General features: G+C 59.7%; 24 protein-coding genes. 8 read left to right on the top strand and 16 right to left on the bottom strand.

All coding sequences use genetic code 11. The features are described from left to right. The first annotated feature begins 7 nt into the window (after positions 1-7). Complete coding sequence (locus tag F8A90_RS07505; protein WP_200019596.1) at positions 8-1,144, top strand: hypothetical protein; 1,137 nt, start codon at positions 8-10, stop codon at positions 1,142-1,144. A gap of 22 nt (positions 1,145-1,166) precedes the next feature. Here F8A90_RS07505 and F8A90_RS07500 read toward each other — a convergent pair whose 3' ends face one another. Both F8A90_RS07500 and F8A90_RS07495 read right to left on the bottom strand, forming a co-directional pair. Continuing rightward, the gene (locus F8A90_RS07500; RefSeq protein ID WP_200019595.1) at positions 1,167-2,234 is read right to left on the bottom strand and encodes a LacI family DNA-binding transcriptional regulator; all 1,068 of its coding nucleotides are present in this window, start codon (positions 2,232-2,234) and stop codon (positions 1,167-1,169) included. Further along, a complete protein-coding gene (locus F8A90_RS07495) occupies positions 2,231-3,217 on the bottom strand; it encodes a LysR family transcriptional regulator (RefSeq protein ID WP_200019594.1) in 987 nt (328 codons plus the stop codon). Before F8A90_RS07495 ends, F8A90_RS07500 begins: the two co-directional genes overlap by 4 nt. A gap of 150 nt (positions 3,218-3,367) precedes the next feature. Between F8A90_RS07495 and F8A90_RS07490 the strand changes: the two genes are divergently transcribed. From F8A90_RS07490 to F8A90_RS07470, 5 genes are all read left to right on the top strand, one after another. Continuing rightward, positions 3,368-4,717 (top strand): aspartate aminotransferase family protein, encoded by a 1,350-nt coding sequence (locus tag F8A90_RS07490; protein ID WP_200019593.1) that lies wholly within the window; start codon positions 3,368-3,370, stop codon positions 4,715-4,717. A 70-nt stretch (positions 4,718-4,787) separates the two neighbouring features. Continuing rightward, positions 4,788-6,278, top strand: coding sequence for a CoA-acylating methylmalonate-semialdehyde dehydrogenase (locus tag F8A90_RS07485; protein ID WP_200019592.1), 1,491 nt, complete (start codon positions 4,788-4,790; stop codon positions 6,276-6,278). Between the two features lie 218 nt (positions 6,279-6,496). Continuing rightward, positions 6,497-6,808 carry a putative quinol monooxygenase gene (locus F8A90_RS07480; protein WP_043332154.1) on the top strand — a complete coding sequence of 104 codons (312 nt, stop codon included), beginning with the start codon at positions 6,497-6,499 and terminating at the stop codon, positions 6,806-6,808. Between the two features lie 238 nt (positions 6,809-7,046). Beyond that, positions 7,047-7,508, top strand: a complete 462-nt coding sequence (locus F8A90_RS07475) for a LexA family protein (protein WP_200019591.1) — start codon at positions 7,047-7,049, stop codon at positions 7,506-7,508. Between the two features lie 8 nt (positions 7,509-7,516). Continuing rightward, positions 7,517-8,791, top strand: coding sequence for a Y-family DNA polymerase (locus tag F8A90_RS07470; RefSeq protein ID WP_200019930.1), 1,275 nt, complete (start codon positions 7,517-7,519; stop codon positions 8,789-8,791). Between the two features lie 192 nt (positions 8,792-8,983). On the opposite strand, the gene F8A90_RS07465 is transcribed toward F8A90_RS07470, so the two are convergent. Further along, positions 8,984-10,537, bottom strand: a complete 1,554-nt coding sequence (locus tag F8A90_RS07465; RefSeq protein ID WP_200019590.1) for a DUF4041 domain-containing protein — start codon at positions 10,535-10,537, stop codon at positions 8,984-8,986. A gap of 4 nt (positions 10,538-10,541) precedes the next feature. Continuing rightward, positions 10,542-10,985 carry a hypothetical protein gene (locus F8A90_RS07460; protein WP_200019589.1) on the bottom strand — a complete coding sequence of 148 codons (444 nt, stop codon included), beginning with the start codon at positions 10,983-10,985 and terminating at the stop codon, positions 10,542-10,544. 560 nt (positions 10,986-11,545) lie between these two features. On the opposite strand from F8A90_RS07460, the gene F8A90_RS07455 reads away from it, so the two are divergent. Then, on the top strand, positions 11,546-12,130 hold the full coding sequence (locus F8A90_RS07455) for an NAD(P)H-dependent oxidoreductase (protein WP_200019588.1): 585 nt from the start codon (positions 11,546-11,548) through the stop codon (positions 12,128-12,130). A 164-nt stretch (positions 12,131-12,294) separates the two neighbouring features. On the opposite strand, the gene F8A90_RS07450 is transcribed toward F8A90_RS07455, so the two are convergent. The 4 genes from F8A90_RS07450 to F8A90_RS07435 form a co-directional block, all read right to left on the bottom strand. Beyond that, positions 12,295-14,448: a TonB-dependent receptor domain-containing protein gene (locus F8A90_RS07450; protein ID WP_200019587.1), complete on the bottom strand. Its 2,154-nt coding sequence runs from the start codon at positions 14,446-14,448 to the stop codon at positions 12,295-12,297. Beyond that, positions 14,445-15,971: a PepSY-associated TM helix domain-containing protein gene (locus F8A90_RS07445; protein ID WP_200019586.1), complete on the bottom strand. Its 1,527-nt coding sequence runs from the start codon at positions 15,969-15,971 to the stop codon at positions 14,445-14,447. Before F8A90_RS07445 ends, F8A90_RS07450 begins: the two co-directional genes overlap by 4 nt. 108 nt (positions 15,972-16,079) lie before the next feature. Continuing rightward, the gene (locus tag F8A90_RS07440; RefSeq protein WP_200019585.1) at positions 16,080-16,556 is read right to left on the bottom strand and encodes a hypothetical protein; all 477 of its coding nucleotides are present in this window, start codon (positions 16,554-16,556) and stop codon (positions 16,080-16,082) included. Continuing rightward, positions 16,553-17,272 carry an SCO family protein gene (locus F8A90_RS07435; protein WP_200019584.1) on the bottom strand — a complete coding sequence of 240 codons (720 nt, stop codon included), beginning with the start codon at positions 17,270-17,272 and terminating at the stop codon, positions 16,553-16,555. Before F8A90_RS07435 ends, F8A90_RS07440 begins: the two co-directional genes overlap by 4 nt. Positions 17,273-17,550: 278 nt before the next feature. Between F8A90_RS07435 and F8A90_RS07430 the strand changes: the two genes are divergently transcribed. Further along, entirely contained in the window at positions 17,551-17,973 is a 423-nt protein-coding gene (locus F8A90_RS07430) for a hypothetical protein (RefSeq protein ID WP_200019583.1), read from the top strand. A 152-nt stretch (positions 17,974-18,125) separates the two neighbouring features. Here the strand turns inward: F8A90_RS07430 and F8A90_RS07425 are convergent, their stop codons facing one another. The 8 genes from F8A90_RS07425 to F8A90_RS07390 form a co-directional block, all read right to left on the bottom strand. Then, entirely contained in the window at positions 18,126-18,563 is a 438-nt protein-coding gene (locus tag F8A90_RS07425) for an Sbal_3080 family lipoprotein (RefSeq protein ID WP_200019582.1), read from the bottom strand. A gap of 320 nt (positions 18,564-18,883) precedes the next feature. Continuing rightward, positions 18,884-20,050 (bottom strand): hypothetical protein, encoded by a 1,167-nt coding sequence (locus tag F8A90_RS07420; protein WP_200019581.1) that lies wholly within the window; start codon positions 20,048-20,050, stop codon positions 18,884-18,886. A 50-nt stretch (positions 20,051-20,100) separates the two neighbouring features. Next, complete coding sequence (locus F8A90_RS07415; protein ID WP_200019580.1) at positions 20,101-20,982, bottom strand: type II secretion system F family protein; 882 nt, start codon at positions 20,980-20,982, stop codon at positions 20,101-20,103. Further along, positions 20,979-21,842 carry a type II secretion system F family protein gene (locus tag F8A90_RS07410; RefSeq protein ID WP_200019579.1) on the bottom strand — a complete coding sequence of 288 codons (864 nt, stop codon included), beginning with the start codon at positions 21,840-21,842 and terminating at the stop codon, positions 20,979-20,981. The genes F8A90_RS07415 and F8A90_RS07410 overlap by 4 nt, the downstream gene beginning before the upstream one ends. A 1-nt stretch (position 21,843) precedes the next feature. Further along, complete coding sequence (locus tag F8A90_RS07405) at positions 21,844-23,037, bottom strand: CpaF family protein (RefSeq protein WP_200019578.1); 1,194 nt, start codon at positions 23,035-23,037, stop codon at positions 21,844-21,846. A gap of 236 nt (positions 23,038-23,273) precedes the next feature. Then, positions 23,274-24,041 (bottom strand): tetratricopeptide repeat protein, encoded by a 768-nt coding sequence (locus tag F8A90_RS07400; protein ID WP_200019577.1) that lies wholly within the window; start codon positions 24,039-24,041, stop codon positions 23,274-23,276. Positions 24,042-24,051: 10 nt separating this feature from the next. Continuing rightward, positions 24,052-26,007 (bottom strand): pilus assembly protein N-terminal domain-containing protein, encoded by a 1,956-nt coding sequence (locus F8A90_RS07395; protein ID WP_200019576.1) that lies wholly within the window; start codon positions 26,005-26,007, stop codon positions 24,052-24,054. 131 nt (positions 26,008-26,138) lie between these two features. Continuing rightward, positions 26,139-26,885, bottom strand: coding sequence for an SAF domain-containing protein (locus tag F8A90_RS07390; RefSeq protein WP_200019575.1), 747 nt, complete (start codon positions 26,883-26,885; stop codon positions 26,139-26,141). Positions 26,886-26,897 lie beyond the last annotated feature (12 nt).

Raw genomic sequence — 26,897 nt, 5'->3', positions numbered from 1 at the left:
GACTCACATGACCCGAGCAGTACCGACTTCCCGCAGCGCCGCCATGCCAGCCACCCATCGTGTCCACAACCCCTACGCCCCACTGGGCGAGCCAGAGCGTCAGCCCGGCACGCGCTGGCTCAAGGGCAATATCCATGTGCATACCTGCGAAGCGCTCGATGAGAGCATTTCGATGGACCGGATTCATGGCGAGGATCATGACGAGGTGATCCGGCGCTCACAGGCCGCCCCCTTCCACTTCGATTTCGTGTGCACGTCGGTTCACCCCTACCTCAACAACATCGAGCTGTTCTCACGTGGCGAGCAGCGTGATGACTTCGTGGTGATTCCGGGACGCGAGATCCAGAACGACACCATCGACGATGGCGGCTATCTCGACGGCTATTTCGCCGGCGAGCATTCGAAATATCTGCATGTGCTGAGCATGGGCAAGGTCGGCGGCCTGTCGATCTGCGCGCATCCCAACTTCTTCGAGACCACCCGACCGCGTCCAGGCGGCGAATGGGCACAGATCAAGAAGACGCTGCTCACACCCTGCGAACGCCTTGCCGAGCTCAACATCATGGGCATGGAGGTCTACAACGGCCTTTCCATCCTGGAAGAACACATGGGGGCCAGACCCTACGCACCACACATGGCAGAGCCCTGCTGGGATGATCTGCTCTGCGAGGGGGTGCGTTGTGCCGGCTTTGCCGGCAATGACGAGTTCTATCGTGAGCAGTACATCTACGAGAACTATGCCCCGCTCGGCTTCATCATGGTCGAGGCCGCCCTCACCGAAGCCGATATCCTGCGCAACGTGAAGCGTAACCGCTTCTATGCCAGCACCGGGGTGATGCTGGCCGATACGCCACTGGCAATGTCTGAACAGGAGGGTCACTACACCTTCCGTGTCAGCGCACTTGGCAAGGTGAAATGGAAGGCGATGGTTCAGCGAGACATGGACTCCGCAGGCCCGAGCGAGCCAGACGCGCCGCAGCTGATCGAGATCACGGCCCCCACCGCTGCATCAGAGTGGGAGCTGGAGCTGGACGGTGACTGGAAGTACGTGCGCTTTCAGGCCGAGTCGCTGGACAACCCCCTGCACCGCGCCTGGTTGCAGCCGATCTATGGCCCGGGCTGGGTCGACGACAAGACGCTGTGAATCAGCCCCCTTGAGCAGGTGCTCAGTCCGAGCTGGGTACCAGGCCTGCACTGCCGCGAATCACCAGCGATGCGTCCAGCAAGCGTGACGTCAAGGGCGCGTCGTCCTCGAGATGGCGGATCAGCGACTGGGCGATCACCTCGCCCATCTCCTCCACCGGCAAGTCTACGGTCGTCAGCGGTGGATTGAGGAACTCCGCCATTTCCAGGTCATCGAAACCCACCACCGAGACCTGTTGCGGCACACGGATTCCTCGCCGCTGCAATGCGAGCATGGCACCACTGGCCAGCACATCATTGAGGCACATCACGGCGGTGATGCCATCCCGCAGGCCGCCTTGCCCTTCGCCATCGAGCGCGCACCCCAGCTCACACTGAAGCTCGCCTATCGCGACACTTGCCCCCGCGGTGGTGACATCGACGAACTGATCCAGCTCGCGGTCGGCGCTGGCACTTTCAAGCGTCCGCAGTGCGGCAACGGCGCCGTCGTAGCGCAGGCGTGCACGGTCGTTGTGCGCCAGCGGCTCGGAGAGGATGACGATACGTTGATGGCCCAGGGACATCAGATACTCCGCCAGCGCCCTGGCAAGACCGTAGTTGTCATAGCCCACCGTGATCAACGGCGAGTCCGGCAGATAGATGCTGTTGAAGACCACCGGCACCGAAAAACGCGTCAGATAATCCAGCGTCTCGGGAGAATGACTGCCACCGGGCAGAATCACGGCGTCCACCCCCATGTTGACCAGCTCGCGCACCTTGTCGAATTCCGACACCCGTCCCTTTTGCGTCGTGGTCACCAGCAGACTGTAGTGCGCCCGCGCCAGCGCGCCTTCCAATGCGTCGATGAACTTGGCGTAGATCTGATTCTCGAAGGTCGGTATCACGATTCCCAGGGTGCGCGACTGATGCTGAGACAGCACGCGCGCGGCATTGTTGGGCAGAAAATCAAGAGCGTCGGCCGCCGCTAGCACCTTGTCGGCCGTCTTCTTCACCACCTTTTCCGGATTGTTGAGCACCCGCGAGACCGTCGCGACCGACACCCCCGCCAGCTGGGCGACTTCCCTGACCCCGGCACGCTTGGGCTTGTTCATGGCTTGCTCTCCCTCACTGACTGCGCTTTTCGGGCCGGTTTCGCCTGACGCAGGGCATCCAGCTCGGTCAGATAACGCTCCAGCACCAGATTGGGCGGGCGGCTCTTGCGCGTGATGGCGCTGTAATAGGTGACATAGGAATTGGCCACCGGGCTGAGCGCCTGCATCTGGCCATCGCGCACCCAGCGCTCGGCATAGTGGGTGGGCAGATAGCCGAGATAGCGCCCGGAAAGCACCAGGAAGGCGATGCCCTCGCGGTCAGTCGCGGAGGCGGCGGCTTTGAGCGGCTCATGCAGCGCCTTGATCGCAGGCGTCTGCGCGTAGGCCGGCAGCACCGCATCATGCTGGCGAATCTCTTCCTCGCCCACCGGACGCCCCCGCGCGAGGGTGTCGCCCGCGCGGGGTTCACGGAACAGCACATGGCCCCGCGCGCAGTAAAGGCAGGAGGTTTCCTCGTAGAGCGAGCGATACTCAAGCCCCGGCAGCGTCTTGAGTGTCGGAATGACCCCGGTATGCAGGCGGCCATCCAAGACGGCACGCTCGATCTCGTTGGGGGGAATCATGCGGATGTTAATCATCACTTCCGGGCCGTGGCCCTTCAGCGCACTCAGCGCATCCGTGATGTGCATCTCGGGCATGGTGACCAGATTGTCGGTGATGCCGATGTTCAGCTCGCCCTTGAGCCAGGCGTGCAGTCCGTTGATGCGCGTGCGAAAGCCCTCTGCCGCCGCCAGCATCTGCATCGCGGCTTCATGCACGTCTCTTCCCTCATTGGTGAGCGCGAAACCACTGCGCCCCCGCTGACAGAGCTTGAGGCCAAGCCGCGTCTCCAGGTCACTCATCGCCATGCTGATGGCGGAGCGACTGATGTTGAGCTCGATCTCGGCCGCCGAGAAACCGCCGCACTCCACCACCTTGCGAAAGATGCGCAGCAAGCGCAGATCGGCATCGCCAAGCTGTCCCCTCATGCCGTCCTTGCGCATGGTCTGCCCTCCTGAGTTCCACGACATGGAAAGTTAAGTAAATGCTTTCCTGAAGATAAAGACAACGGCATTTATCTTATCAAAAGGGCTTTCTAATCTAGCCAGACAGGAGCCGAGATCTAACAACAACAGCACTCTTCGGGAGACATCATGACCGCCTTCGACACATCCCCTTCCGCCCAGGCAGGCTTGAGCCAGGAGCAGCTCGATGCCTACTGGATGCCCTACACGGCCAATCGGCAGTTCAAGCAGGACCCGCGCATCATCACCAAGGCGCAGGGAGCCTACTTCACGGACTCACAGGGCCGTCAGATCTTCGATGGCCTGTCAGGCCTCTGGACCTGTGGTGCCGGCCATTGTCGTCCGGAAATCGCCGAGGCGGTCAGCGCGCAGCTACGCGAGCTGGATTACGCACCCGCCTTCCAGTACGGCCATCCCAAGGCCTTCGAGCTGGCGCATCGCATCAAGACGCTGATGCCCGAGGGGCTGGATCACGTCTTCTTCACCGGCTCCGGCTCCGAAAGTGCCGACACCTCACTGAAGATCGCGCGTGCCTACTGGCGCAAGAAAGGCAAGCCGACCAAGACCAAGCTGATCGGACGCAGCAAGGGTTATCACGGCGTCAACTTCGGGGGTTTCAGTGTCGGTGGCATCGGCGCCAACCGCTCGCTCTATGGTCAGGGGGTCGATGCTGATCACCTGCCGCATACCCTGCTCAAGGAGAACGTCTTCACCCCCGGCATGCCCCAGACCGGTGCCGAGCGCGCCGATGAGCTGCTGGAGCTGATCGCGCTGCATGATGCCTCCAACATCGCCGCCGTCATCGTCGAGCCGATGGCAGGCTCCGCCGGCGTGCTGCCGCCGCCAGTGGGCTATCTCAAGCGCCTGCGCGAGATATGCGACCAGCACGATATCCTGTTGATCTTCGATGAGGTCATCACCGGCTTCGGGCGCATGGGCGCCATGAGCGGCGCCGAGGAATTCGGGGTCACGCCGGACATCCTCAACGTCGCCAAGCAGATCACCAATGGCGCGGTGCCGATGGGTGCCGTGGTCGTCAAGGGCGACATCTACCAGACCTTCATGGACAACGGCGGCCCCGACTACATGATGGAAATTCCCCACGGCTACACCTATTCCGGTCACCCGGTGGCGTGTGCCGCGGCGCTGGCATCTCTCGATGTGCTCGAGAATGATCAGCTCCTCCCGCGCGTCCGCGAACTGAGCCCGGTGTTCGAGAAGAAGCTTCATGAGCTCAAGGGCACCCGCTACATCACGGACATCCGCAACTACGGCCTGGCCGGCGCCCTGCAGGTCGAGGCCTATCCCGGCGAGCCGGCGCGGCGCCCGTATGAGATTGCCATGCACTGCTGGAAGGCCGGTTTCTATGTCCGTTACGGCGGCGACACCATCCAGCTGGGTCTGCCGTTCATCACCGAACACGATGAGCTGGACCGCCTGATCAACGCCCTCGGCGATGCCTTCGCCGCCCAGCACTGAGGGGCACGGCGAGCGCCGACCCTATCTTCACTGCCAATTTTCCTGCACGTCATCCCATGGAGCCCACCCAATGAAGACGCTCGGACACCTCATCAACGGCAACATCGATCACAGCGAAGGCCGTACCCAGGACATCTTCAATCCCTCCACCGGTGACGTCGGCGGTCAGGTGCGCCTGGCCAGCAAGGCGACGGTCGAGGAAGCCATCGCGGCCGCCGAGGCCGCCTTCCCGGAATGGCGCAACACGCCGCCGATCAAGCGCGCCCGAGTGATGTTCCGCTTCAAGCAGCTGCTGGAAGAACACGCCGACGAGATCGCCCGCCTGATCGGTCAGGAGCACGGCAAGATCTGTCACGATGCGCTGGGCGAATTGCAGCGCGGCATCGAGAATGTCGAATATGCCTGCAGCGCCCCGGAACTGCTCAAGGGCGAGCACAGCCGCAATACCGGCCCGGGCATCGATTCCTGGAGCGAATTCCAGCCGCTGGGCGTGGTTGCCGGCATCACGCCGTTCAACTTCCCGGCCATGGTGCCACTGTGGATGTACCCGATGGCGATCGCCTGCGGCAACACCTTCGTCCTCAAGCCCTCCGAGCGCGATCCGACCTCCACGCTGTTCATCGCTGAGCTGCTGATGGAGGCTGGGCTGCCGGCCGGCGTCATGAATGTCGTCAATGGCGACAAGGAAGCCGTCGATACGCTGCTGGATGACCCGCGCATCCAGGCGGTCAGCTTCGTCGGCTCCACCCCGATCGCCGAATACATCTACAGCCGCGCCGCGGCCAACGGCAAGCGCTGTCAGGCCCTCGGTGGTGCCAAGAACCACGCCATCGTGATGCCGGACGCCGACATGGAATACGTCGCCAATTCATTGAATGGCGCCGCCTTCGGCTCCTCCGGTGAGCGCTGCATGGCACTCTCCGTCGCGGTGGCCGTAGGCGATGACGCCGCCGACAAGCTGATCGCGCAGATGAAGCAGCAGATGGAAGGCCTCAAGGTCGGTGTCTACAGCGACAAGGGCAATGACTTCGGCCCGCTGATCACCGCGGCCCATCGTGACAAGGTGGTCGGCTACATTGACAGCGCCGAGCAGCAAGGTGCCACTGTCGTGGTCGATGGCCGCAATCCGCAGGTGGAAGGCGGCGAGAACGGCTTCTTCGTCGGCGGCACCCTGATCGATGGCGTCACCCCGGAGATGACCTGCTACCAGGAAGAGATCTTCGGCCCGGTGCTGCTGGTCGTGCGCGCCGATTCGATGGATGAGGCCATGAAGCTGATCAATGATCACGAATACGGCAACGGCACCTGCATCTATACCCGTGATGGCGAAGCCGCCCGCTACTTCAGTGATCATATCCAGGTCGGCATGGTCGGCATCAACGTGCCGCTGCCGGTACCGGTCGCCTATCACAGCTTCGGTGGCTGGAAGCGCTCGCTGTTCGGCGATCTGTCCGCCTACGGCCCGGACGCGGTGCGCTTCTACACCCGCCGCAAGACCATCACCCAGCGTTGGCCTTCCGCCGGTCTGCGTGAAGGCGCCCAGTTCGCCTTCCCGTCCTGATCGATCGCCTTCCCGTTCTGATCCGCAAATCATCGTCGGATAACAACTGCGCCGGACAGCCCTGCTGTCCGGCGCTTTCGTGTGCTCATCAGGCAGGGTCATGCCGGCAGTCAGCCACCTCCCCCTTGCAGTGGCCAGAAACGGCTCCACATAATCAGGACATCTCATCACGAGAATCCCGACAACACCGGCGGTCAGTACCGTCACAAGGAGCCAAGATGATCTGGGTAATCGCCACCGTTACCGCCAAGGAAGGCCACGTTCAGGATGTCTTCAATGAACTCTGCGCCGTCGCGCCCACCGTGCGCGAGGAAGATGGTTGCCACGCCTACCACCCGTGCCTGGATTCCGAACGCGCCGCCGACAAGGACAACGACCCACGCCCCGACACCATCACCGTGGTGGAAGCCTGGGAATCCCACGATGCCCTGCAGGCCCACCGCGAGACCGAACATATGCAGCGCTTCCGCGACAACGCCGGTGACTGGATCGCCGATGGCGATATCCGCATCCTGAGCCCGGCGGGTTGATAGAAAAGCATTGAGAAAGACCCAAAAAGCCCGACCTCCTGAAGGCCGGGCTTTTTCGTGAGATACCGCCGAGCGATATCCGCTAGCAGCTTTACCTGTCGTCCACCATTGAACACAGGTACACCCCGTCTGAGCTGCGTCTCGTGAATGTGCAGCTCTCACAGGGATTATCGGTTGCCTGAGGGCTTCTCAGCGCCGATACTGTACATGAATACAGTATCGAAAGGAGACCCCACCCATGACCGTATCTGCCGCTCAGCCGTCCCACGCCTCGCTGGCTCGCCCTCATCCAACGCCGGAGCCCTGTGCGCTGCCGCACCCCCACATCACGGGGCGCGCTGGCATTTCCGGCTTTCCCTCACCGGCGGAGGATTACGCGGGGCGCACGCTGGACCTCAACGAGCGGCTGATCAAGCGCCCGGCAGCGACCTTCTTCATGACGGTGGCGGGTGACAGCATGGAAGGCTTCGGCATCTATGAGGGCGATACCCTGGTGGTGGACCGCTCCATCGATGCCCGTCCCGGGCACATCGTGGTGGCGCTGGTCGAGGGCGAGGTAGTGGTCAAGCGTTATGAGCTGATCGGTCAGCGCCCCTATCTGAGCTCCGGCAATGCTCTGTATCCACCGGTCGCGATTTTCGACCTCGAATGCCAGGTCTGGGGGGTGGTGCGTTCCGTCATCCACGAGTACGCGGTATGAATACGCCGATGATCGGACTGGTCGACTGCAACAACTTCTACGCCAGCTGCGAGCGAGTGTTCGACCCGCGCCTGGTAGGACGCCCTGTCGGCGTGATGTCCAACAATGACGGCTGCGTGATCGCGCGCTCCAATGAACTCAAGGCGCTGGGCGTGGAGATGGGCACCCCCGCCTTCCAGCTGCAGTCACTCGTCCGTGAGGGACGCATCCACCTGCTCTCCTCCAATTACGAGCTGTATGGCGACATGTCGGCGCGTGTGCGAGAGGTGCTGGAGGAATATTGTGCCGGGGTCGAGCCCTACTCCATCGATGAGATGTTCGTGCGTTTCGATGGCTTTGATCGCAACTCGATGCTGACGTTGAGCCGCACCCTGCACCGCAATGTCCGCAAGTTCACCGGCATCCCCGTATGTGTCGGGGTCGCGCCAACTCGAACGCTGGCCAAGCTGGCCAATCGCGCTGCCAAGAAGCGTCCGGAATTCGGTGGTGTCTGCGTGCTGGAACCCGATGAAGTCGGCACCCAGCGCCTGCTGGCCGATACGCCACTGGGCGATGTCTGGGGCGTGGGCCGACGACTGGTCGAACGCCTGGCACTGCAAGGCCTGCACACGGCCTGGGACCTGCGCTGCGCCGACCCGCGCGCCATCGGCCAGCGGTATTCCGTGGTACTGGAACGCACCGCGCGCGAACTGCAAGGCACGCCCTGCTTCGAGATGAATGATGCCGATGACGCTCGCCAGCGCATCATGACCTCGCGCTCCTTCGGGCGCATGACCGGTGACTTGAATGAACTCAGGGACGCCATCCGCCAGCATGCCCAACGCGGCGCCGAGAAGCTGCGCCATCAAGGCAGCCTGACACGCGCCGTGCTGGTCTTCCTCAAGAGCAATCGCCACCGCCCCGACCTGCCGCAATACTCACCCAGCACCATCATCGAGCTGCCCGCCCCCACCAATGACAGCCGCGAGATACTCGCCGCCGCACAACAGGCACTGGAGCGCATCTACCTGCGCGGATATCGCTTCATGAAAGCCGGCGTGATGCTGCTCGACCTCATCGACCATCCACGCGAGCAGCTCTCGTTGCTGGAAAGCGAAGATGACATCGCCAGGCGCGAACGCAGCCAACAGCTGATGGCGACCTTGGACGCCATGAATCAGAAGATGGGCCGCGGCACCGTGCGCCTGGGCGTCGCACGCCCCGACGCCGCCTGGCAACTGCGCTGCGCCCACCGCAGCGCCCGCTACACCACCAACTGGCAGGAATTGAAGCGGTTGCGTTAGTGGATATGAACTGACTTCTCTACTGCAGGTACAGAAACGATGGAAGTGCCTAAACCTAAACTCAGGTAGAAAGAGGCACTCCAGAAACAAGCTCAATAACAATAGCCCCCATAACCCGACTGGATATTGCCAAGGGTCATGAGGGCTTGGGTAAAGCTAGCATCTAGAAATTGCTTGAAAAGTTATACCAGCTTAAGCAGCGACCTGTTCTCTCAAGCGTTGAGACTCAAAGTATTCTTCAGCTGCAATAGTGGTCTTAAACTCAGCATCACCATGACCTATTTCAATCACCGCCTCTCGAATTGAAGAGAGTTCAACATGGAAAAACTCTTTGCGCAGATTCACGGCATTCACTCGATGATGTGAAAACTTACGGTGAAGTGCTGTTTCCATCGCCGGAGCATCATCCGAGAAGATCAAAGCATGAACGTCAAATGAGAACGGTACGCTGGCATCACCTAGCTCTTTCACACGATCCATAGGATCGAGGCGACGAGTCATACCAATTTTGTAGACATTTTCGCCAAAAGAACCAATATTACTGATGATATAGACGTAACCACGACGTGTCTGCTCTGCCAGACTCTTGGTACGTTCCTTGGCTGCTTCCGCTTCCTGTAGACGCTGCTCGAGATCAGCCACTTTGGCTTCAGCCAATGCTCGCTCCTCTGCTGACGCCTGCTCAAGCTCATTCTTGGCGCGTGTAAGAATATCTTGATACATCTCTTCCTCACGCTGCGCAGCTTCGATAGCAGTTCTGTATTCCTTTTCAGCCCTGGCCTCTTCTCGCATTTGCTCACGAATGATTCGTTGCTCTTCAATCTCTTCTTTCTTCTTCAGCGTGTATTGATATTGAACCCCACACTCCTCGTATTTGAGAGCGACATAATCAGTATTCAGCCCACAGCGGAGTGATGCAACCAGTTTCTCAAGGTCACTCGCAATTTTTTCGAACTGACTCAAAGTTCGCTCAAAATTAGAAGGACTAACCTTTCCGATCAATACATCTGCCTCAATATTGAAGGCACGCATGACAAGCTTCATTTGCCCTTCAATGATCTTCTTGTCAAGGCGTTCATCACCCGTAATAACAACATCTCCATATTGGATAAACGCCGTCTTGTCCTTGATCATAGCCTTCTGAGCTTGACGTATTTGCTTGATCTCAGCTGCAAAACGCTCGCTGGTTTCATAAAGGTACTCGGGGAGTTCGAAATGACCATAATCGACAAACTCCTCCACCCGCGTATAGAGGTCAAGCTTGGACATCACCTGTCGCATGGTGCGCTGGCCCGCGGTCTCCTTGATGCGATGCTCAATCAACTTATCTTTAAGACTTTCAATCTCTTGAACATTACGCTCTTTTTGAGCAGCAATAGCATCAGCGTCTTTTTTGAGCCGCTGCAAATCTAAAGTCTCACGATCTATTATATTGAAAGCGGATTGTGCTTCCTCGAGTTGGCTGGTCGTACTAGTCAACTCAAGCGCCAAGGCTTCACGACGCTTATCCAAACCCACTATCGCATCTTCCAAAGAGCCAAACTCTTCAGCTTTGCGATCCAGATCAGCTCGCTTGGCCTCCAAGTCGATAGCCCTCTCATGATGTTCAACGCGAATGGCAAGCTCTTTGTTCTCCAACTCTTTTACAAGCCTTTTGCGCTTCTCACGTGAATAGACAAGAATGGAGCCTATGGGGACCCCGTAAAAAATCAGAAAAACAATTATCATTCCGACATTATCGCCCATAAATTCACCTCAAAAATTTCGCGATGGCATCCTGCTTGGCAGACGCACGTTCTTGCTCTCGATTGGCTAACGCCTCTTTACCCGCAATAGCTTCATCTTTCCAGAATTGCTTTTGGCTCCGTGATTTTTCGCGCGCTGCTTTTTCGATAGACTTCTGATTTTCTTTTTCTTGGCGTAATTTATCTCGCGTAATACGTGCAAGATCACGCTCGTGCTGCTGGCGTGCACGCTCTTCTTCGCGAGCTATACGTGCTCGCTCCAGTTCAGCCCTACGCTCCTCTTGCTCTATCTGTCGGTGATAGCGTTCCCTCGCCCGATTGGCAGCCTGCTCTTGACGACTCTGCTCTCGCTGCTGCCGTTGGCGATCTTTTTCTATTTGCTTTGAAATTCGATTGAGAGTTTTAGCTGTCTTGACAACAGCCTTCAGCCCACTTGATCTTCTCGCCACACGATCCCTCCAATATTCCCCTCAACCATTATTAAACTATAACGCACCCACTTCCTATAAATCTTAACACTAACAGGAATAAAATCTCAGTAGATAAGCGATGTATGTCATCGATAGTTTATGCGATAGGTACCTATGTAATTCAAGTTCATGATGAGCACAGCAATTGCGCTTCAAACTAAGCTCTGAAACATACTACCCCCAGAGATAGGCAAGACAGAGAAGCTATTGGCACATAGGCATATCGTGTTTAGTAGAGCCCAATACTTCTGCACTTGATTTTGCCTAACCGCAATCGACACCTTATCGAGACAATCGGCCAAGCCGAAATCTCCCATGAGAAGCTAGGTAGAGTCGATAACAAGACTCATCCTTAAGTCGTGAAACAGGAGAACTGAGCGAGCCACGGGCCGTCGACTCTCAGGGTTTAAGTAGGTGCCCCGCCTGGATTGTTGCACTCACAGCAAAGGTGTTTTACGCCAGTGCCGCTTTATCAAGGACTTGCGAACGCTCATGCTGCGCGCCATTGCTGAAAAGCCAACAATTCTGGAGCACACAACATGAACATTCTGCTGATCAATGGCGGCAAGGCCTTTGCCCATTCCAATGGCGAGCTGAACGCGACGCTGCATGAACTGGCGCGCGGTGAACTGGCCGAGCTGGGTCACACCGTCAAGGAGACCGTCATCGAGGAAGGATTCGAGGCCAAGGCGGAAATCGAGAAGCAGCTGTGGGCGGACCTGATCATCTATCAGACCCCAGGTTGGTGGATGGGTCTGCCGTGGACCGTGAAGAAGTATCTCGATGACATCCTGACTGAGGGCCACGGCGCGCTGTACGCCAGCGATGGACGTCATCGCACCAGCCCGACCCAGGGCTACGGCACCGGCGGTTTGATGCAGGGCCGCCAATACATGCTGTCATTGACCTGGAATGCGCCACTTGAGGCCTTTGATGAAGAAGGCAACTTCTTCGAGGGCAAGGGCATCGATGGCGTCTACTTCCCGGTGCACAAGGCGATGGAATTCCTCGGCATGACGGCACTGCCGACCTATCTGGCCACTGATGTGATCAAGAACCCGGACATCGCCGCCTACACCCAGGCCTATCGTGAGCACCTGCGCGAGCACATCGGCCGCGCTTGAAGGTTTGCGGTGATGCGTCACTTGAGCTGATGCGCTGCTGACGCAATGCCCCAACCCAAGTCCCCTCAGATAACAAGAAGCCCGCCACCGGCCATTGATTGGCGACCGGTGGCGGGCTTCTGTCGTTCTAACGCCTGTCACGCACTATTACTGCGGTGCGGGTCTCAGAAGCTCCAGCTGGCGTGCGTCCAGAAGATACGCCCCGGCTCATTGACCTGTACATCGCCCTGCAACGGATCGTCGTAGAAGCGATTGACGTGGTAGGCGTAGGCCTTGTCGAACAGGTTGGAGATGCCGGCGCTCAACTCGATGGCGTCAGTGACATGGTACCCGCCCTCCAAACCGACGATGCCGAAGCCTGCCGTCGCGTCTTCACTGTCGGAAATGCGCGATTGGCGTGCGGCCGCATCGAAGCGTGCCCCTGCCCACCAACGATTCGCGTCATAGCGTGTCGCCAGATAGCCATTGAACGGTGCCACCTGTGACAACGGCGTCCCATCGCTCAGGTTGGTGCCGTGCGTGGCGGCAACGCCTGCGGAATGCCGCCAGCCATGCTGCTGCCAGCTGGCTTCAAGCTCGATACCGTAGATCTCGGCCTCGACATTGTCGTAGGTGGTCAGCGAGTCGCCTTCGGTCAGCTCGATCCAGTCATGCACCCGGTTGTAGTAGGTATCCGCCGAGTAGCGCCAGGCCCCCTGTCTGACCGCCACCCCCAGCTCAAGCTGCTGATGGATCTCGGGATCAAGCTCGGGATTGCCCAACCAACCATCGGTGTCGGACTGGCGGTTGTAATAGCGCTCGCTGGCCGTCGGGAAGCGCACACTGCGACTGAGCGCCGCATAGCCTTTCACCGCTTCATTGACGCGATGCTCCAGACGCGCCAGCGCACTGAACTCCCCGTCACGCTGCCTGGCTTCGACATCATCGCCATACTGGTCACGCCAGGCGGAGATGGCCGCGGCATTGCTACCCACCACCTCACCGGCATCTCGCGCATCACTGAGGGAGACGTCATAGCGCGCACCTGTCACGAGACGATTGTCGGCATCGAGGGTGGTGTCCAGTTCCGCGAACACCCCACCGCGCGTCCGCACGACATCCGGCCAGGTCTGGCTATCCGACAGGCTATCCAGTGACATGCCCATCCGGGAGTGGGTATTGCTCTCGAGCCGTTCAGCATCGGCACCCAGCGTCAGGATGGAATCATGTCCGGCGATCGTGAGCGGGATATCGCCTTGGGTGCTGGCATACCAGGTCTCAGTGGTCGCGCTGGAGAACATGGCCATGTCGCTCATGTCCATGTCCATGTCTGAGCTCATGTCCATGCCCGAGCTCATGTCCATGCTCATCGAGTTGGCGCTGGAATCATCAAAGTCACGCAGGGTGACGTTGTCCATGTCATGCACCACGCGCGCATGACTGATCTGCGATTCGATATGCGAGAAAGGCCCGGCATTGTCGACGGTCAACTTCAGATACTGGCGGTCCATGTCGCTGCGTGGCGCATCCATGGTCGGATACAGCGCATCGTCGATCCTGACAACCGCTACCCCCGCCTCAATGGCGACATCCTCGGTGGCGAAGGCGCCAATGCGGACACTGCCATTGTCGCTGCGATAGGCGCCTGACTGGGTATCGCCATTGCCATCCTCGTAGTTGTTGCGTTCGGAATGCTCGACGTCCAGCGCGGCCCAGAAATCGCCCTGCCTGGCGGTCAGCGACAGCGTCTCGCTGGTGGCATCATCATTGCTGCGCCAGCCAGCGCCCAGCGTGCCATGCACACCATCTTCGTCGCTGCGCAATGGCGTCTGACGTGTCACCTCGACGGTGCCCGCAGCAAAGTTGGGGCCACGGCTGACGGTCTGCGCGCCCTTGTAGAGGGTGAGATCCGACTGGCTACCGGTGGTGGCATAGCCAAGGGTGGTATCCATTCCGCCAGGACAGGCCGGATACAGCGTCGCGCCATCCACCTGCTGGATCAGGCGCTCACCGCCCTGCGCGCGGAAGATGGCCGAGACACCGTGACTGCCCAGACGTGAGCCACTGACACCATTGACCTCACGCAGCTGTTCGCCAAGGTCCATGTCGCCCTTGGCATGCCCCGCATGCACATCGTGGACGGGGCTGGCCATGGGCGCCTGCGCCTCGATACTGATCAACGGCAATACGCTGGTGGTGTCAGCATCGGCGTAAACCGGCAACGTGCCGCTACCCACGATCGTGGCGGCAATGGCCATGGGCAGACGACCGCGCGATGCGCTCACTGGCGATGACAGGCGACGCGCACGGATCGGGAAATTGACGAGAGACAGTGTCATGCGCTGGCCTCCTGCAGGTCATTTCCTCGCTTGTGCGTGGCGCGAATCCACAGCCAATCCAGCAGTCCCATCACGATCAGCGAGAGGCCGACCAGCGGGAAGATGACACCGATGATCATCATCAAGCCCCAGACCCCGGCGATACGCTTGCGCTCCCTGGGCAGCGGCGGAATACCGATACCTCCCACCGGGCGACGCTTCCACCACATCACGCCCGCACCGACGCTCATCATCACCATCGCGATGCAGGCCAGTACCAGCACCAGCTGGTTGATCAGCCCATACTGCTGCCCCAGGTGGACATTGATGCCCCATTCCAGCGCTCGGCCCAGCGGACCGTAATCGGCGTAATGCATATCCAGCAGCACATCGCCGGAATAGCGGTCCACATGCACCACCTGCTGACGCTCCAGCGCATCCGGATAGATGGAGCCGGTATAGACGCCTTGCGGCGAGCTCGGCAGATTGATGGCATACCCCGGCGCCAGACCTTCGCGAGCGAAGATGCGCTCAGCCTGATCGAGGCCGATATCGGCATGGGCAATCGCGGCAGCGCTCAGCGGCACGGCCGCGACGTCGGAAGCCTGCTCGGCACCAGTCTTGCTACCACCGCCATGCCCGGCATGCTCTCCCTCGTCCACGACGGGGCTTGTCGCTGCAGCCGGCAAGGAAGATAACGGGATAACGGCCTGCTCAAGCGACCAGGTCGTCCGCTCCTGGTCCACCAGGCGTGTATCCGACATCGGCGTATTCACGCGCACGCCATCGGGATACCCGAAATTATGCCCGTTGGCCAACTCGTTGACCTTGGCACCCCACACCATCGACCACGGCATGCCGGTCACGGCGAGAAACAGGATGAAACCAGCGGCGAAGATGCCGCACACGGCGTGCAGGTCACGCCACCACAGACGACGCGCAGGCGTGGTACGCAGCGTGACGACGCCCCCCTTCTGGCCCCGCGGCCACCACAGATACAGGCCGCTGAGTACCAGCAGGATGCTCCAGCCGGCGGCGATCTCGATCGCGGCATTGCCGATGGGGCCGGTGATCGCAAGGCTGTGCAGATTGCGCACCGTCCACATGATGCTGTCACGGTAGGCCATCTGCCCCTGCACTTCACCGCTGTAGGGATTGACGTAGACCGCCTGCTTGCCACTGCCATCGGCTGCCACGATATCGACTTCCGTGGTCAAGTCACTGGCCGCAGGCGGCACGACACGCACGGCCTTGCCGGGCAGACTTTCCACGGCGACACGCACCTGCTCGCTCAGCGGAACACTCGCCTGTGCCTGGCCATTCGCCTGTTGCACCACCGGCGTGTTGACCTTCATCAGGTCGGCATGCACGAAGTGATCGATCTCTTCACGGAACAGATAAAGACCGCCGGTGACGGCCAGCAAGGTCAGGAAAGGCAGCACCAGCAGGCCGGCATAGAAATGCCAGCGCCACACGGCGCGGTAGATATCGCTGAAACCGCGAGCGGCGCGACCCGCGGAGTCGGTATTGGTTGTTGAACTCATCTCGATTACCCATCGACAGGTGCCACGACGCGCGACGGATGCTTTGTCCGTCGGTCAACGTGAGGTCACCGAACACTATGGAGAGCCACCGCGAGGTGACCCAGCAATTCATGGCGCGAGGGAATCGTGGGGTGGCGCGCGCCCGGGCGGACGCAGATAGACATTGATGTCGCGGAACGCGACAAGGCAGGGACGCGGGGCCGCGTCGCGAGACAAACGCCCCAACGCCAGCAACAGGGCAACGGCGACCAATGCCAGCGTGAAGGCCGCCATGCTGGCCAACGGACAATCCGAGGCAGCGGAACTATGGGTGATCTGCGCCTGCGAACCGCTTTCGCGAGCGGCACGCGTTATCCAGTCGCTATCGGCACTCACCCAACGCCCGGTACCGACGCTCTCGAAGACGGCATGGTCGTTGACCATCACCACTCGCGGGGCCGCCAGCGGCATGACCAGCATGGCGGCCAACGCGATCAGCATCACGAAGACGACATGCCCATTGGCCGCGGTCAGGCGTGACAGGGCGCGATGATAGGAGACAGGTTCACGCCTGGCGTGGCGAGTCGAGAGACAAGTCGCGGTCATGCGCCTCCCGTGGCCGGCATGTTCGCGTTTGCGCTCGTGTTGACGTTCGCAACACCGGCAGAGGATGGCGCTGCAGCCACGGACTGGAGCAGGAACGTCAGGCGATCGGCAAGCTGCGCAGGCGTCTGACTGAGCGGCAGAGTGTCACGTAGCCGGCCCTGCTCGTCGATCACGAAGATCGCCACGCTGTGGTCGATCATGTAATCGGCCTCACCGGCCGAGGCCTGCGCGTGTTCAGGGGGATGCTTCTGCTCGAGTTCTCGCTGCTGAAACTGGATACCGAGGCGCTGGGTGAATTCCTCCAGACGCGTGTCGTCCTGTGTCGGGAGGCGAAGGCCGGTCACCGGCAGGCTGAAGGCAGACAGATAACGTGACAGCACTGGCAAGGTGTCGCGCGCCGGATCCAGCGTCAGAAACATCGGATGCAGATGCGCGCGTGAGGTCTCGTCAAGGCGTTGCCAGGCCATCTGCAGCCGGGCAAGCGACAACGGACAGATATCCGGGCAATGCGTAAAACCGGGAATCAGTACGCTCAGGTGGCCCGCTTCCCCCCGGGACAAGGTGTCCGCGTGCAGCAGACCACGCGTGGAAGGCAGCTCGAGCGTCGTCGGCCACGCATCACGCGGTTGATGCGAGGCAGAAAGCCCCGAGATCAACGCGATAATGACGAGGGCAAAAGCACTGAGTCCCATCAGGATCAGCTTGCGCGGCGACATGAACACTCCAGCGTGGCGTGCAGGGAAGATATTGGCGGCAGGGTCAGAGACAGGGATGCTAACCATTCACACCCGCAAAACCACTAATGCGACAAGTTGCCACAGCGATTCCCCCAGGCCTTCGCGAGCGCGACAAGGCGCCAGATAGCGTAAAGCCATCACCACCATCATCAGATTCAAAGTGCGTCTCACCGGGACGGACACGACACTGTCTCCATGCTCATGCCATTGAGCCAGTCCCCCATCCCCTTCTTCCCCTCACGCCATGAGGCTTCGCCATGATTCAGCGCCTTTCCCTGCATCCAGCCATCCTTGAAGTGCGCGACCTCGATGCCGCTTGCCGTTTCTTCACCGAAACACTCGCCCTGCCCATCCTGTTGCGCAATGCCACCAGCGCGACCCTGGAGCTGAACCACCGCCGAGACAAGCAGACCAGCGTATTGCTGTTGCAGCGCAGTGCCGAGCAACCCGACAGCCGCCAGCTGACGCTTGAGATCGAGCAAACGGACTTTGCCCGCTTCCGCGAGCAATGGCAGGCCCAGGGAGCGCACCTGATCGAGAGTCACGGCAGCAGCTCCCCCGGCTGTGCCTGGCAGGTGCTCGATTGCGTCCTCCCCGATGGGCATCGCCTACGCGTGGTCAGCATCAATCCCGAGCGCTGCGCCCCGACGATCAGCCGTGGCATGGGCATGGCACCCTGAGAGTCCAGCACACTAGCGGGCTCAAGACTCTCCGCTGGGGCCGGCGCATGACAACTGCGCCGGCCCCGATATCAAGTGCGCCATCATGGCGAGAGATGACATGCCGGTGAGCGTGCAAGGAGATGGCTTGGACGCCCATCACGGCGAAGGCGTCAGTAATTGACGAGCAAGTCATCGATGACCGGGTTCATCTTGGTTTCGACCCCGGCAAACTTGGAGAACGTCAGACCACCCTTTGCGACAAGATGATATTGCGCATAGGCGATTTCATCGCCATACGGATCATTGAGCCAGAGTTCTGCGTGTGACAGGTAGGTCGTGACGTCCCAGGAGCGCAAAGCGGTATACGTCAATATCACTTCACAATGGCCAGGGACCGGAGCGTCATAGACTCGCGTATTCAAGCCATTGCGACTGAAGCCCCGTTTGATGACACTCAGGAAGCCCGGCACGGTCACGGCCTCATTGCGCTCGATGCACACGGTATCCAGATAGGACATGCGCTCCAGAGGCTGAACCTGCACCGAGGTACAGCCTGTCATCACGAAGGTGATGGATGCTGCCAATGACGCCTTTGTCTTTCCTGTCATTCTTGACTCCCTGTCTTGAACAAGAGGCTTCACCGCGATTTATGCCATGGAAGGCATGCTTGTCCGCAGGGTATTAGTGAACACAAATAAATGCGAGGAATCAGCGCGTCATTCTGTTTCAGAGTAATGGAGTAAATTTATGCATCATGAAATTGACGATTATGAGTCCTTATTGCATGCCCTGCTCTCGGCTCGCTCCATGGCAAACGTTTCCATCATCAGGGCAATGACGTGACGACTCCTCAAGACACCTCAATACGCCTCAAGATGTCGCACGACATCCTCCCATCTCCTTGGTTGTGCCTTTCAACAGTACCGACTCACAGCCCTTCCCCATTGGGCGGCGTACGTATCCAGTTGCTGGAAGCCGTCGCCGGAGCACGTAGCTGGAATGGCGCCACCAGGTCTTCAAGCGCATTGCGTGTCGCGTCATCAGCAGATGGGACGTTTTCCGCCAGCTGGAAATCTTCCACTGCCGAGCAGGTCAGCTCTCCGGGCAACAGGTCCGTGACTATCTGCAATAGCGGCTCGATCAGGCCCAGATCTGCCGTGGCTCGCAGTTGATCGAACAGACTACGCACCAGCGCCGTGACCAGGTCTCCACCTTCATCCAGTGATGTACCTGCCGGACAATACAGGGTACCCAGCTCCACCTCGGGGACACACACACCGAGCAAGCTGCATGTCGGCAAGGCGTTGACTGTGTCTAGAGTCGTATTCACTAAGGCATCCACTGGACCAATGTAATTGGTCAGAATGTCGTCCTGCGCCACTGTGCCGGGAGGAGGCGTACACAGGTCGACAATCCCGGTACTCAACAGGCAGGTGGTATCAGCCGCGACGGATTGTGGGTCATCCAGGGTGTATTGCTCACAAGGAGCCCCCGCGATCACTTTCTGCGATATCCAGCGCGACGCCACATCAACGCCATCGAAAGGACACTGCTGGGGTGTCCCACGATAGAGAAAGCCCGGCAAGGCAGCAGGATCGCCAGGCCCGATGGCATAGACCGGCCCCCCCTGCAATGCATGCAGATAGCTGACACTTCCGGCATTCACATCACCGGCAATGTCGCGACTGTCCGTCGCTTCATCACTGGCAGACTTGATGCAAGGATCGCCACTGCAATTGGGAGTGGCGTAATAAAGGGGTTCTCGACTGGAGAAACGGTCATCGCGAATCCCGATCAAGGCACGGTTGATGCCGGAGGGTTGGCTGCGATCGAAATAGAGAATGCGCGGGGCATCATGCTCATCGACATCGAAGACTTCTCCCAGTGCTCGTCCATTGGCATCCTCGACAACGAGCTCGCGGGACTGCTGGGTCATGTAATGCTTGAAGAGTGCGTCACGAATCGCCGCCAGCCCGACCAGCGAACCGATGATCAGAATCGAGGTGATCAGAATCAACTCGATGGTAATGATGAAACCGCCCTGCCTGCGATGCGTGCGACACGCGTGAGTGACCGAATCATGTCCTGCCACCATATGCTCTCTCCCGAGACGATTACGCTTGCGAAGATGCCCACCTTGAGGCCTTACCACAGCTGCCTCATCAGGATCAGCACCTCCTGAACACGCAGGCTGGCCGGAAAGATCACCAGCACGAAGAACAACGGGCCACCGACGAGCAACATCGGAAACAGTGCCTTGACGCTACGTTGCTGCATGGCCTTGCGCTGCCGCTCATTCTGTTGACGCGCCAACTGGGCCGCAAAGGCTTCCAGCACATCGTGCAAGGGATTGCCCATCCGGTTGCCGGCGACCAGCAACATGGCGAACTGATGCAATTCACGGCTTCCGGTTCGTCTGGAAATGCGCGTGCCTGCTTCCTGGAGCGACAATCCGCCTTCCAGCTCAGCACTGAACAGCTCAAGCTCAAAGGCCAGCGGATGCCAAGATGGCAACGCCTGACGCGCGGCCTCTCGTAGGGAAGCGGCAAGGGACAGGCCATGGCGCTGGTACGCCAGTGATACGGCCAGCAGGTGACCCAGAGCAGCCGCGATGTGCGTCTGGCGTTCGCGCCTTCTCTGCCCCAGCCATAGATGAGGCAATACGATGCCGAGCAGCATGCCCGCAAGCCCTCCGAGGCCAGTCCCCGTCACGCGCAGGATCAGCAAGGCCAGGATGGCAGGCAGCAACAGCTGGAGCCCCCACCACCAGGTCACGCGACGCGGGTTCAGACCAGCCTGTCGCATGCGCCGACGTGGCGTGAGTGTTCTGCCCTGGCTGATGTTATCGGGGTTGCGCAACAGCTCCTGCAACACGTCCGCAATTCCACTCTGCTCCAGACGCACCTTGAAAGTACTGTGCAAGGCCAGATAGAGCGCCAGCAGAGCGCCAAGCATGCACAGGATGATGATGTCCGGCAGATAAGCCTCGGGGAACGTCCATGACGGGATTCCGGAAAAGACATTCATGGCTGCTTCCTCATCATGTGACGCAACCAGGCAAAGCCGAGAATCTGGCAGCACACGGCTCCCAGCAACAGTACGCCGCCCAGAGGATGGTCCAGCAACAATGTCAGCCAGTCGGGCTCCTTCCAGAGAATGAAGGGCACGATGGCGTAGGGGAGCAAGGCGATGACCAACAGGGAATAGCGCGCACCGGACAGTTCGGCACGCAGCTGACGCCTCATCTGGTAACGCTCATGCAGGGTGGGCAGTAGCGAGGGAAGCAGACTGGCGAAGCTCATGCCACGCCGCTCGGCGCTGATCATTGCAGCCGTGAAGAGTCTGACGCTCTCACAGGGATAGAGGCGCAACATTCTTGCGCAGGCCTCATTCAGTGACAGGCCCATGTCCAGCCGATAGACGAGCTGCATCAGTTCACGACGCGAGGCCTTGAGCGATGAAGACCCCGCCAGGCGCAGCCCGTTGCGCAGGTTGTCTCCCAGTTTCAGGCTCGCTTCGAGCATATCCAGCGCCTGGATCACATCACCTTCGAAGCGGAAGATACGCCGACTGGCAAATTCGTGGAGCAGGAAGCCGACCAGAAGCAGGCTCGTCATCAATGCCAGTGACGCGAGCAGCAAATTGCCGGGAAACCAGCCCAGAAAGATCACGAAGATCATCACGCTGCTTCCCCATACGCCCGCCACGAACAGCACCGGGCGCATGCTGATATCCAGCAGGGCCAGCAGACGTTCAAGACGCGACATCTCTCGGCGATGCATCAGCCCCAGGGTCATATCGGCCCCCATGAAACGCTGTGCCTTGATCATGCTGATGATCAACCACAGCGAAGACAGTGCGATGCAGACCAGCAGCAGGATAAGCATGTCAGCCCTCCTGTCGAGACACACCTTCACACCAGCCGTCCCTGACACCAGGCGCCAGAGTGGCGCCACGGGCCTCGAGATGGGCAATGAAGGCATGCAGCACATCGGGGTTGGCCTGGTAGGCTTCTTCACCGCAGGGCTCACCGGGCGCCGTGATTGAGCGACGGTGCAGCAGCTCACGAGGACGTTCTTCCCCCATCCAGGCCAGACTGGCAAGTTGACGATGCCCCTCGGCGTCGCGTTCAAGATGCACGATCAGCGCGCCACTCAGGCGTACCATCTCCTCGATCACCTGACGATCCGGGTGAGCGCTGCTCATCAAGGCCAATGACAGCATTCGCACAGGCACATCCAGTGCACTGTTGGCATGCAGAGTGGTCAGACTGCCATCGTGGCCGACCGTCATGGCCTGCAACATCTCGAAAACCTCGCCACCGCGTGCTTCGCCGACGATGATGCGGTCGGCCCGCATCCTCAACGCGGCTCTCAACAACTCGCCCAATCCTTGAGGACGGGGTGAAGCCCCTGCCACCGGATAGCTTTCAAGTCTGACGACATGAGGATGATGCAAGTCGAGCTCCGCACACTCTTCGACGCTGACCAGGCGCTCACCATGACTGATATGCCCTGCAAGATAATTGAGCAATGACGTCTTGCCGACACCTGCCCCTCCGCTGATGAGGATGTTGACGCGCGCGGCCACTGCAGCCCCCAGCAATTGGACAAGGCTGTCGCTCATGAAGCCCGCCGCGACCAGGCGCTGGCGATCGAGGTAATGACGTCGAAACTTGCGAATGGAGACCAGCGTTCCATCCGGAGTCAACGGCGCGCATACCGCATGTAGACGACTACCATCTGCCAGGCGCGCATCGACGATCGGACTGGAGGCATCCAGATGCTTGCCAAGCGGGGCGATCAATCGCGACACGAAGCGCTGCAGGTGCGCCTCATCATCGAAGGCAAGCTCGGTGGGGTCCAGACTTCCGGCACGATCAGCCCAGATCTGCCCCGCCCCATTGACCAGGATGTCACTGACGGACTCATCACTCATCAACTTCGTCAGCGGCCCGAATCCACAGAGGTCGTTGGTCAGCGTATCGAGCAATTGTTGACGACTCTCGGAATCCAGATGTATCTGGTACTCGTCACACAAGGCGGTCAAGGAATCCGCTAGACGTTGCTGAACGTCTGCCATGCCGCCCTGCTCATCCCTCTCCATCTCATGTCGTATTGTCGAGTGGCTGCGGCGCAATGCTTGCCCCTGCTCATCTGCCAGACGGGTGACCAGCACACGTTTCAGCCGGTCCATGACCTCCGGCGCGATGGAAGGGCGTGAGCTCGAGCCATTTTCACTCCCGCAAGCGTCCATCTGAAAGGCCGGTTCATGACGCAAAGGCTCCCGGTCACGGCGCATGCGCGACAATGAGCCAATCATGAGGAAACCCTCACGCCACTGGCCGGTTGCTTCAGGGCATCACCCCGGCAGTGCCCCGCCGTCGCCAGGCGCAGCAGGTGTGCTCGCGCGGGCTGGTGGTCTTGCTTGCGAGCCAGGCTGGTATCAAATTGGTGACAGGCATCTGCCAGGTGGCCCTGCGCTTCATTGATCAGGCCGCGATGATAGTCCACCCGCCAGGCGGGAGCTCCAAGTCGGGACGCCAACGTCAGCTGCTGCTCTGCATCATCATAGCGACCCTCGACATAGCCCACGGCCGCCAGCCCCTCATACAGGCCGGAGTAGCTTGGGTGCAGCAACATGCCACGTTCGAGCACATTGCGTGCCAGGGTCGTGTTGCCTTCCTCCAGCGCAAGCTGGCTGCGCAGCACGAAGGCCTCCGGCGGATGGGACGGCCCGATGCTCATCTGATCGAGAAAGAACTGAGCCTTGTCGCCACGCCCCGCCGCATGACTCAGCAACGCATTGAAATACAGGACTTCGGGATTGCGCGGATACTCGACATGCAATCGTTCTGCTTCGCGCAGCAGTCGCTGGCAATCCACCATCGGGCTTGCCACGTCTTCAAGCTCCAGACAGGTCCGGCCCTGCACCATCAATTGCTGATAGCGCTCGTTGAGGTACTCGAGGCGATCACCAGCGTCCGGACGGGATTCCCGCATGCTGTCGATGGAGCCACAGCCAGCCAACCACCCCACCATCACGCCCAGCACTCCCAGACGACACACGGATTCACGAATGTTCATGGTGGACTCCTCAACGCGAAGATGGCAGGCGACTCAGCGGCATATCGGCAAGGCGACTGGCGCCATCCGGGAAACTCCATTGGGCGACTTCGTTGATCGGCTCCCGAATCAGAGTGGGCGTCACGATGATGACCAGCTCCTTGTCGACATCGGAGCGATTGAAGGAACGTGTCATCCAGCCCAGCAGCGGGACATCGCTGGCACCGGGCACGCGATCTTCCTGACCACTCATGTCACGCGAGACCAGACCGCCCAGAATCAGCGGCTGACCATCGCGAAGACGCGTGGTGGTACGCAGACTGCGCACATTGAAGGCCGTACTGTTGAGGTCGGAACCGGTACTGTCGGCAATCTGTTGCGTCAGCAAGGTGTCCGGTGTCGAGATGGTGGGCAGGACATCCAAGGTGATGCGGTCATTTTCATCGACGAGCGCGCGCACGCTGAGCTGAACGCCGAACGACTTGAAGTCCGTACCGCTGAACACCCCGTTGGTATTGGCACCCAAGGTGTCATCCTGACCGACGCCTGATGGCGCGAACGCGGAAGGCACGGGAATCTCGCCCCCGACCTGGAAGACCGAGCTCTCACCGGCCAGTACCGTCAAGGTCGGGCGTGACAGAGTGCGTGAAATTCCCTCGTTCTCCATCAGGCTGAACAGCAGGTCGAAGGCGATGTCACTGCCGCCGATCTGAAGGTTGTTGATGAGAGTTCCGTCCAGAATCTGCAGAGCATTCTCGAGCCCCGAGGCACCGGCGGCACCGGTCTCCCCAAGTGCCAGCGGCCCACTGGCGTTGTAGCCGTTGGTCATGATGCTCAGGTCAGGACGCCAGGCTTTCATGCGCGAACGGTTGACCTCATGCATCTGGATCGCCACTCGCACCTGGGGCACATCACGCACCTCGATCATCGAGATCAGGCGCCCGCCAGCGATGGAAAGTACCTTGGAGCGGGCGATGTTGTTGCGGATGTTGTTGCTCAGATCACCACCACCGACACCACTGCCGGAGGTGATGGAGCCTCCGTAACTGCTGGAGCGAACGTTATCGCCCATCAAGGCACCGGACTCATCCGCCAGCACATCAATCCCGGCTTCTCCTCCGGCCAGTGGGCTACCGCCAACGACTCGTGCTGCCACATTGAGAATCCGCGTCAATGCCACCTGATCGCGCACTTCGCCCTCGAGCAGAAAGGTGTCGAAGAGGTCATTGGGCATTTCACCGAACTGCAACCGCCTTACCTCGACCTCCTCCCCCCCCAACGATGCAATGGCTTCCTTGAGCTTGTCGGTAATCGGCTTGGGCTTCTGGGTCACCTTGATGAGATTGATCACCGGACTCGACATGCTCGCCTTCATGTTCATCATGCTGGTACCTGCCGGCATGCCAGGGGTTGCCATCGAGGGCATCGCACCGCGCTGTCCGGAGAGCAGATAATCCGTTGCCGCCTGCTGCGCAGCCTGTCGATACTCCGCCGTGGGCACCTTGCCACGCATTACCAATACCGGCCTGTCCGGAGCCGAATGAATGGAAATGGAGGGATGAATCTCGCGCAACGCGCTGCTCAATACGCTCAGGTCCGGACTGACGCTGAACAGGAAGGACTCATTGCTGCCATCGACGTACCAGACCATCACCGTGGTGCGTCCAACCTCCTTGCCCAACATCAGGACTTCCCGCCCGCCGATTACCTCGACCTCGATGATGCTCTGCTTGCCGACGGCAATGCGCTCAATGTCCTTGCCGAAAGCCAGGCGCGCATGTGTCCATTGCACCAGAGTGCGTGAGCGAGAATTGCCGCGACTGTAGGCGGTGTCCACATTGATGAGCCCCGCAACAGGACTGTCAGCGTCATCCGTATCGATGTTCACGTCAGCGGCAACGGCATACTGGCTTGTACTGATGCAGACAAGCGACACGCACAGAATGAAGCCAGTGCATTCAGCGAGAAAAGCAGAAGGTCTTCTCATATTATCTCCAGGCCATGATGATCCCGCAGGGTGACCCAGGAAAGCGATCAGGAGAAAAAGATTTTCGGTACTTTTTCGGATAACGAAAACTAGCCATGCATTCTTATTTCACCGCAATATCGGCCAACACATTACAACTCGATCTCCACTTTTCTGCGCTGCAATCCTTGGAAAATCTCGATCTGACGCGTGTGCAAGGTAGGCGCCAACGGAAGACGGAGCTTCACATCCCTTCCATGCAATACCAACGACACTCTTTCCTGGGAATTCAAGCTTGCAAGACGGAAGATATCCTTCGGTAATGCTGCAATTACCAACCCCGAGGATTGGGTCGTCTGCTTGCCAGTGGATTGAGGCGATAGAGACGCCAGCGGGCCGTTTGCCACTGGGGCCGGCTGATTGTTGTACATCGTTCCCATCAGACGTACCTGCTCCGCTATCACGCGCACTCGCCCATTGAGACTGCCGATCACATCAAAGGTATCGCTGGGCTTTATCTGTGAGACAGGGAAGGAATGACTCGCCATGGGAAGTGAGAACAGCACCCTGTCCTCAGGGATATATTGCGAAAGACTCTGACGTTTCACTGGCTTCAGGTCCTGAGGCTGAATGACATCCCCCGGCAGCCGGTTGCGTGTCATGACCTTGCCTATCGCCATGCTCATGTCCTGCAGCCCTCCCGCCACATCCTTCATCATCTTGAGTTCCAGCATCTGAGGCGTGATGATCTGCCCTTGTGCGATCAAGTCATGGGCCACCAGCACTTCTTCGGCTCCCACACGTTCGTACTGACGGTACCCCAACAGGCTTGCCATCGAGGTCGACACCAGAAAAACGACCATGGCGACTGTCGTGCTGCCATTGAGACGAATATTCATGTCAACCTCCTT

Origin of the sequence: Cobetia sp. cqz5-12 (genome assembly GCF_016495405.1) — a bacterium.
GTDB lineage: Bacteria > Pseudomonadota > Gammaproteobacteria > Pseudomonadales > Halomonadaceae > Cobetia.
This window is presented reverse-complemented; position numbering and strand designations above follow the sequence as displayed.

Bases quoted from the DNA above. Each gene is read 5' to 3' on its own strand.
- F8A90_RS07505 (WP_200019596.1), top strand. From the start codon at position 8: ATGACCCGAGCAGTACCGACTTCCCGCAGCGCCGCCATGCCAGCCACC.
- F8A90_RS07500 (WP_200019595.1), bottom strand. From the start codon at position 2,234: ATGAACAAGCCCAAGCGTGCCGGGGTCAGGGAAGTCGCCCAGCTGGCG.
- F8A90_RS07495 (WP_200019594.1), bottom strand. From the start codon at position 3,217: ATGCGCAAGGACGGCATGAGGGGACAGCTTGGCGATGCCGATCTGCGC.
- F8A90_RS07490 (WP_200019593.1), top strand. From the start codon at position 3,368: ATGACCGCCTTCGACACATCCCCTTCCGCCCAGGCAGGCTTGAGCCAG.
- F8A90_RS07485 (WP_200019592.1), top strand. From the start codon at position 4,788: ATGAAGACGCTCGGACACCTCATCAACGGCAACATCGATCACAGCGAA.
- F8A90_RS07480 (WP_043332154.1), top strand. From the start codon at position 6,497: ATGATCTGGGTAATCGCCACCGTTACCGCCAAGGAAGGCCACGTTCAG.
- F8A90_RS07475 (WP_200019591.1), top strand. From the start codon at position 7,047: ATGACCGTATCTGCCGCTCAGCCGTCCCACGCCTCGCTGGCTCGCCCT.
- F8A90_RS07470 (WP_200019930.1), top strand. From the start codon at position 7,517: ATGATCGGACTGGTCGACTGCAACAACTTCTACGCCAGCTGCGAGCGA.
- F8A90_RS07465 (WP_200019590.1), bottom strand. From the start codon at position 10,537: ATGGGCGATAATGTCGGAATGATAATTGTTTTTCTGATTTTTTACGGG.
- F8A90_RS07455 (WP_200019588.1), top strand. From the start codon at position 11,546: ATGAACATTCTGCTGATCAATGGCGGCAAGGCCTTTGCCCATTCCAAT.
- F8A90_RS07450 (WP_200019587.1), bottom strand. From the start codon at position 14,448: ATGACACTGTCTCTCGTCAATTTCCCGATCCGTGCGCGTCGCCTGTCA.
- F8A90_RS07445 (WP_200019586.1), bottom strand. From the start codon at position 15,971: ATGAGTTCAACAACCAATACCGACTCCGCGGGTCGCGCCGCTCGCGGT.
- F8A90_RS07440 (WP_200019585.1), bottom strand. From the start codon at position 16,556: ATGACCGCGACTTGTCTCTCGACTCGCCACGCCAGGCGTGAACCTGTC.
- F8A90_RS07435 (WP_200019584.1), bottom strand. From the start codon at position 17,272: ATGTCGCCGCGCAAGCTGATCCTGATGGGACTCAGTGCTTTTGCCCTC.
- F8A90_RS07430 (WP_200019583.1), top strand. From the start codon at position 17,551: ATGATTCAGCGCCTTTCCCTGCATCCAGCCATCCTTGAAGTGCGCGAC.
- F8A90_RS07425 (WP_200019582.1), bottom strand. From the start codon at position 18,563: ATGACAGGAAAGACAAAGGCGTCATTGGCAGCATCCATCACCTTCGTG.
- F8A90_RS07420 (WP_200019581.1), bottom strand. From the start codon at position 20,050: ATGGTGGCAGGACATGATTCGGTCACTCACGCGTGTCGCACGCATCGC.
- F8A90_RS07415 (WP_200019580.1), bottom strand. From the start codon at position 20,982: ATGAATGTCTTTTCCGGAATCCCGTCATGGACGTTCCCCGAGGCTTAT.
- F8A90_RS07410 (WP_200019579.1), bottom strand. From the start codon at position 21,842: ATGCTTATCCTGCTGCTGGTCTGCATCGCACTGTCTTCGCTGTGGTTG.
- F8A90_RS07405 (WP_200019578.1), bottom strand. From the start codon at position 23,037: ATGGCAGACGTTCAGCAACGTCTAGCGGATTCCTTGACCGCCTTGTGT.
- F8A90_RS07400 (WP_200019577.1), bottom strand. From the start codon at position 24,041: ATGAACATTCGTGAATCCGTGTGTCGTCTGGGAGTGCTGGGCGTGATG.
- F8A90_RS07395 (WP_200019576.1), bottom strand. From the start codon at position 26,007: ATGAGAAGACCTTCTGCTTTTCTCGCTGAATGCACTGGCTTCATTCTG.
- F8A90_RS07390 (WP_200019575.1), bottom strand. From the start codon at position 26,885: ATGAATATTCGTCTCAATGGCAGCACGACAGTCGCCATGGTCGTTTTT.